Source organism: Foetidibacter luteolus (assembly GCF_009650435.1).
Lineage (GTDB): Bacteria > Bacteroidota > Bacteroidia > Chitinophagales > Chitinophagaceae > Foetidibacter > Foetidibacter luteolus.
In genome coordinates this window covers 106,547-113,587 of record NZ_VVIP01000095.1, presented here as the reverse complement: position 1 = coordinate 113,587, position 7,041 = coordinate 106,547, and the positions used below count along the sequence as shown (strand labels likewise).

The window sequence follows — 7,041 nt, the reverse complement described above, 5'->3', positions numbered from 1 at the left end:
CTTTACTTTTTCTACCCATAAAGTGTTCCGCTGGAACACATAGGCTGCCTCTTGGATTACCGTTGGTTACTCGTTTAATTCAACCCTTTCAGGGTTGTTTGTGCAATTGATTTTTTACCACGGGTTTTACCCGTGGCTATTTTAATTTATGCTCTTCGGGCAAAGAAAACCTGGTGCTGCATCTCCATTTGTCAATTCATTTCCTAAAGCGGCAACTACGCCAACACAGAACTTTGAACTAACGAACATTGAACTTGGAACCAACGAACACTAAACAATCAAAACCTGCCGCACAATGCTGCGTAGCGAACAGGACGTACAAGAGTGCGACGCAAGTAAAGCCTAATAGTAGTACCTCCTGCCGGGCCCATAAAAATCCCCATAATACCCCTTCAGGGGCATGGGGCTGGGCATGGCGGCTACAGCCTGATATCCACCGCGTCAATCTTTGCTTTCAGTTCGCCGGCATCTATATCGCCATCTTCAGATTTTATTTTTAACTGCGCCTTTATGCTTTCTGATTCTACAGATGCATTGATCACACCGTCCACATCAATCAACAGGCTCACTTTCACTTTTCCCCTGGGATTGCCCAGCTCCAGCCTGCCACGCAACGTGCATTCATCCGGGTTGGTACTCTCGCCCTCATATACTTTTAAAACGGCATTTTCTTCGGCCATATAATCCTGCGAAAAACTCACGGGCAGGGGCGAATCTTTTTTTATCAGGTGTTCATTAACGGCGCGGGAACCCTGTATCAGTTCTATGCCGATGGATTTGGAGGTGACATCTGTAACACGCTGTTTGTTGCGGCCATACAGCGATGCACCCTGCGATATGGCGGTATCGTAATTAAACCCCGGCAGGTTGCGACGTATGCTTCTGCCAGACAGTTTTTCCAGCATCTTTGGTATCATAGGCATTCGCGATGAGCCACCGGCCAGTACAATTTCATCAACATCGTTCCAGCCAAGGCTGGCTTTTTCAAGGGTGTTGTGCAGTATGGCCCTGCAAAGGGTAAGCTTATCCAGGGAGCGTTCTTCAAAATAAAACAGGCCGTCATCGGTATCTTCCGCCAGCAGCATGTTAAGGTCGCTCTCTTCGGTGGCTTCCCGCTCTCTGTATAGGGTTATATTCGCTGTTTCGCCGCCTGCGCTGATGGTTACATTGGTTTCGGGTTGTTCTGTTAAATCAAACTTGGCTTCCAGCGCCATCTTTTGAATATCCCAGCCCATATCATCGGGTACTTCCTGTTTGGTTTGCTCTTCGTATTGGTTGTAGAGATAGCTTTCAATAATCGCGTCCCAGTCTTTGCCGCCTAACTGGTCGGCCCCGTCGGATGCGATCACTTTTGCTTCGCCATTGCCAACCTGAAGAATGGTAACATCAAAGGTTCCTCCACCCAGGTCGAACACCAGTATTTTTTGCGGCTTATTCAACTGAATGCCATACGTAAGCGCCGCGGCAGTAGGTTCGTTGATGATATTGATAATATTAAAGCCCGCTGCAAGCCCTGCCAGCCTGGTTTCGTGACGCTGTTTATCGCCAAAATAAGCCGGTACGGTAATAACCGCCGGGATGATTAATGACTGCAGGGAATCCTGCTGGGAAAGAAGCCCCTTTTTTTTAAAGAACTGGAAGGCCTCCATCTTCAGCTTTTTCAGGATGATGGCGGACAAGCCACAGGCCCCGTAATTGTAACCGTTAATGAGGTAGCGGTGGGCCATATCCCTGCCGATATCACGCTTAACGAACTCGTAAATGGGTGAGTTAGCCTGCAGTTTGCGGTCGTTGGCTTTTTTGCCAACATAGGCCAGCTTACCATCAAACCACACAACCGATGGGGTGGTGGGCTGACCTTCGCTGTTATTGATAACAATGGGCAAACCGTTTTCATCAATATAACTCATGCAGGAAAACGTGGTGCCCAGGTCTATGCCTACGTGTGGAATCATTTCATTTTACTGCTTAAGATATCCAGCAAATATTTTACTTCCATAATAAAAACGGGCTCTACAATCCTGGCATCGGGTTTTAGCTTTGCCATTGCCGCTATATCATTCTTTACCCTTTGCTTTATGGCCAGTTTTTCTTCCAGCGACAGGTTGATTTGAGAGCCTTCCGGGAACAGCCCGATGATTTTACCCACCTGGTTGATGAGGTAAAGAAAACGTTCAAGCTGGGTTAATTCTGTGCCCGTAAAACGGGATGTATTTCCGCTGAACAGTGTTTCTTTGGTTACCACATCGTAGTGCTCAAATACTTCATTGCTAACGTTTATCCGCTCTCCCATGATGAGGCCTTCCAACATTTCCCTGTCTGATTTTTCTTCATCAATCAGCAACAGGTCCATCATGTCGGCGCCGCTGTCTTTTTCATCATCATCATCGGCCATGTTCATTACAACTATGCCGCCGGAAGCTTCATCCTTATGGCCTGGAGATTGTATCTGGCCAAGCAGCTTAGGCTTAAACGCTTTATGCCCGATACTTTTATCCATAATGGTATTCAGGAAAATACCGTTCAGTAACTTCGAAGCGATACCATCCTTTTCGTACCGGCCATAATCAATCCAGTTGATAAACTTGGCCGCGTTGCCACCCCAGTGCAGCATTATGCCATTTTCTTTAATGCGGTCCGCAAGTTCGCCATCCAGGAAGCCGTCCAAAGCCAGGCAAAGGTGAGCGGCGTAGAAAGACAGTGCCCCAAATTCAATGGCCAGTATGCGGCGCAGCCAGGCAATATCCTTATTGTTGGCATTGTTACTTAACCTGCCTGCAATGCTTTTTTCTTCCTGCCGCAGGATAAAATTGAGCCGCGAAGAAAAGAGCAGGTCATTTGTCCTTACTTCATTTAGCACTGCTGCTGCTTCTTCAGACAGGAGAATATCTCTAACCCTGGAATTGTTCTTTATGAGCTTGGCTATCTGCTTGCCGGCCAACAGCACCGATGCATCCAGCCGTATTTTGCTGCCAAACCAAATGCTGTAGTCGGATGTGCCGCCGCCTACATCAATACATACAGAGCCGTCCTCTTTATTCGCAAGGCTAACGCCGTCCTTAATAATATGTTCGCTCGAAAAATATTCTCCTGCAGAGATACCTTCTGTGGTAAACCTGGGTTTCACGCTTACCATCAACTTGCCGTTCTTCCGGGTGCGGACGATATAGTTGTCGCCCACTTCGTCAAACTTTTGTGCATCTACATAAATAAACTGCCCGTTGGCAATAGGCGATTCTTTCTGGTCTGACGATGCCTTATGGAAAAAACCTTCCAGGGTATGTTGCCACCCGTTTTTGTATGCCGTCACCCGGTCAGCGGTAAACGATTTGGGATAGGAGCACCTGAATTCAATTTTGGCTACCCGCTCCTGCACCAGGTCAACTATCAACAGGAATATCAGCGAACGCAGAAACGAATGCAGTTTTAAATCATCGTCGTCCCATTTAATATCCGTATAAACATTATCGGGGTAACGGCTTTCGTATGGAAAGTAAATAAACTGATCTAACAGAATGTCTTCTGTAACACCGGCCCTGAATATGCGCAGCGCTGTGGGAATGGGGAGTTGCTGGTTTGCTTCCGGTACAAAAAACAGCCTGGTATTTTCATTTCTTTTATCAGCCGGTGCTTTAAAAACAGAGCGTAAATACTTGGAAAAAGAAAAGTGCCAGCGTTCCGCATTTTCATTGCTGTACCTGAAGATGTTGGTATTGGACGTGCCGAAGTCTATGCCTACCCAGCAACTGCCATTAAAGGGCTTGCCTTCCACATCCCTGTCTTTGTTCAGCAAAACCAGGCCGTAACTGCCATCAATGCCTTTGGGCTTTAGTTCAATTGCTTCAGGAAATGAATTGTAACCGGCAATCTTTACAATTTCAGCCTTATTGCTGGATGTATTGGTTTCAAATTTTTGTTCTTTGCGGGTAATGGCAACCGTTGCTTCGTAATTTACCGGGTGCATCACAAAGTTGTCTGTATCAGAACAGAGCATAAAATACTGGCACCAGAAATCGCCCAGGTAATTGGGGAAAATTTCCAGCACGGGAACTTCTGTTTCCTTAATAACACCCTCGTTTAAAGTAGCATCAGCGCCCTTAAGGCGATAGGTTCTTTTTACTTCCACCTGCTGGTTGGTAACCAGCGGCAGAGAGAAGCTGAAAACCACCAGGCCTTCCTTTTCATTGGAAAACTTCGGCTTCAGTATTTCCTTTATTTCCACCGGTGAAAAGAACTGCAGTATTTCTTTTTTAAATGGCAATATATAATCACCATCGCCCGGGTTCAGGAAGCTTTCGCTGCTGTTGAGTATATCACCGCTCCTTGCTTTAAGCAGGGTAGGGGTTAGGAAATATAGTTCCGGCCTTACCCAAACGGCTTTGTAGTGGTCAAGGATTATATTGTTAATGTGATTACCGGATGGCTTGCTGAAGAACTTTTCAAAAGTAAGATGTGTGATACCCAGTTCAGCAGGCCTTGTTTCATCCCATAAAACTTTGTTCTGCGCAAGTTGCCGTTCGTCTATAATGACTATTTCTTTATAGGGCGAATGGTTGCGGGCCGTTTTAAGTGCATATTCTGATTTATATCCTCCATCGCCGCTGTCTGCTTTAACCAGCGGTTTCAGCAGTGACTTGTATATCTCGTATTTGCTTAAGAAAGGCGCCGGCTTTAACAATTCTACCGGCTCTTCAGATGGCTTAACCCTGGGTATTTCTATCAGTGTAGAGGCGTCAATACCCATCTCTTTTTTTATCTCAGTAAGCCATTCGTCCAGCAACTTGTTTAGGTCACCCACATACTTATGGTCGCCGGATTTATCGATACTGGTAAGTGCAAACTGGTTAAACTGCCTGATAAAAGATTCCAGCCATTCACCCACGTAGTCTAGCCCTTCTGTAAGGGCAGGCGGTTTAAGAAAACCGTTTTCATCTTTGAGGGAGAACGTAACATCCTTTAGTACCCTATTATAATCCGCTGAAGTATACACCAATGTGGCAGGCGAGAAAGCGCCCAGCGGTATATCGCCAAACTTGATGATGAGTATATCTGTCCAGGAATATTCAACGCCGTTCTTTTGAAGCTGGATATTTTTAGGGGCCAGGTTGATGAGTGCCTTGCTGAATTTTTCATCGTTCAGGGCAACGGGTGTAATGGTTAAGCCGCCAAGGTCTGGCTTTACCTTATGCAAAGCCAGCAGGCTTAACAGGCCCCGCCATTCTTGTACCACGCGTTTGCGCAGGGGGTGTTTGTCTGAGCGTATAGCACCCAAAAAAGTAAGCGGCCTTGCGTATATATCCGGTATGGAAGAAACCCCTCTTGTATGCGCCGTTTCATCAAGTTCAATCCCATCGCTTATTGCCAATACTACTTTTTTCTGCTTGTCTTCCCAAACGGCATTCGATACCGGCTCATCAATATTAGCGCCGGAGAATATCTTGGGAAGGTATAAATGTTTCTTTGGCATCTTGGTTAATTAATTACCAGGTTTACTTCGTTGAATTTTCTTGAGGCCCTGTAAAAGATGTTTAAAAACCTGCTCCCGGCGGTCATGGATTCTTCGTCCACCACAGATTCTTCCAGCCCCAGCTTTTTGAACACGTAAAAATCCTTTCTGTTAGACCTGTCTTTCAATATTTCGCCGATGTTAGCCACAAATTCCTGCGGGTCTGTTAATTTAAGTTTGCCTTTGTGGGTAAGCTCGCCATTGAGTATTTTACTTTTGTCAACGAGTTGTATTTTCTCGTTCGCATCCATAGCGCAGGCCCAAAAAAGAAAATCGTTCAGGTATTCATCCGCAAGCTGGTACAAAGTGTTGTTTTCTTCATGCCGCGGGTTGTACATTTTATTGTCTTCCTTAAACTCCTTATTAAAATTGTCGCCATACCACGCTTCGGCCCTTACGTCTTTGTGAGATTTTTCGAGTATGCTTTTGCCATAAGACAAAAAAGTATAAGCAAAAAGTGTAAAGTCCGCCAGCTTTTCCTTCAGCGCTTTTCTTTCCTCCTGCAGGTTACTGCTGTTACGCGTTATGGGTATCATATCCCAACTTATGCGGTCATCTTCGCGGCAGGAAATGAAGAATTTTTTGTCCGGCACATCGTCTATGGAAGGCTGTCCAAAAAAGTCAAAGGAGGCCAGGGCAGAAACTAACTCAACATAATGCGGAAGGTTGTCCTGTGTGGAGCTGCCGGTGCTGAATTCGCCTACCTTTTGCGCCAGTGAATCGCCGATAAAATAATATTGATCAAAGCCCAGTTCCTTATCGTTGTAGTATTGCAAAGCTGCCTTGGTTGCAATAGGAAAATCGTTGGGTGTTACAAACATGGGTTCGGTATTGTTAGAATCTACCGAAAAACTAAAATAAGGCAACACCAATGCGCCGCCGAGCAGCACCTTGCTTTTATCAGCGGTAAGTTTGGCCTGCATCTTTTCATTAAACTTGATCAGTTGCCTTGAACCAAGGGTGGGAAACCCGGCAGCGCCGGTACCACCAAAAATGGAACCCACCAAAAACACCCGCAGGTCATTGGCATGCAGCGATCCGATATTGTCCCACAACAACTTGAACGGATATTCATCCATAGGTGGGTCTGCCATTACAACGGCCCCGATGGAAGGATGGCCCCGGAACCCTTTATTAAGCGATGTCTCCAACTCTTTTTCTGTAAACAAGATATTCGCCAGGTTTGCCAGGCTGGGATCGTTCTTTTTAAGGTTATCGTAGTTGATAAACTTGCCGAGCGTATAGTCTTTCTCTTCAAAAATATTCCATACAAAAGGTTCATCGCCTGGCGGTATAATAATCTCCGTCCTGAATGCCGGGTTATCCTTTTTTGCCCGCTGGTAAAGTTTTCGCAGTTCCGTATAACGTTTTATCAGCGATTTTGTGCGTGTCAGGTTACCGTTCCCCTCATCAGGGTCAATAATAAAAATATTCAACTGGTCAGGGCCTAAACCTGCGGCGCACAAATGCACCACCGATTCTATTACACGGGAACCTGTTCCTCCTATCCCTATCAAAACATTTTTTGGCATCTG

3 protein-coding genes are annotated in these 7,041 nt (G+C 45.8%); all 3 read right to left on the bottom strand.

Annotated elements, in window-relative coordinates:
• Window positions 1-419 precede the first annotated feature (419 nt).
• The 3 genes from F0364_RS28770 to F0364_RS28760 are packed head-to-tail and all read right to left on the bottom strand — an operon-like array spanning window position 420 to window position 7,038.
• Window positions 420-1,955 (bottom strand): Hsp70 family protein, encoded by a 1,536-nt coding sequence (locus F0364_RS28770; protein ID WP_153801286.1) that lies wholly within the window; start codon window positions 1,953-1,955, stop codon window positions 420-422.
• Window positions 1,952-5,467: a hypothetical protein gene (locus F0364_RS28765; RefSeq protein WP_153801285.1), complete on the bottom strand. Its 3,516-nt coding sequence runs from the start codon at window positions 5,465-5,467 to the stop codon at window positions 1,952-1,954. The genes F0364_RS28770 and F0364_RS28765 overlap by 4 nt, the downstream gene beginning before the upstream one ends.
• Window positions 5,468-5,472: 5 nt before the next feature.
• Complete coding sequence (locus F0364_RS28760) at window positions 5,473-7,038, bottom strand: hypothetical protein (RefSeq protein WP_153801284.1); 1,566 nt, start codon at window positions 7,036-7,038, stop codon at window positions 5,473-5,475.
• Window positions 7,039-7,041 lie beyond the last annotated feature (3 nt).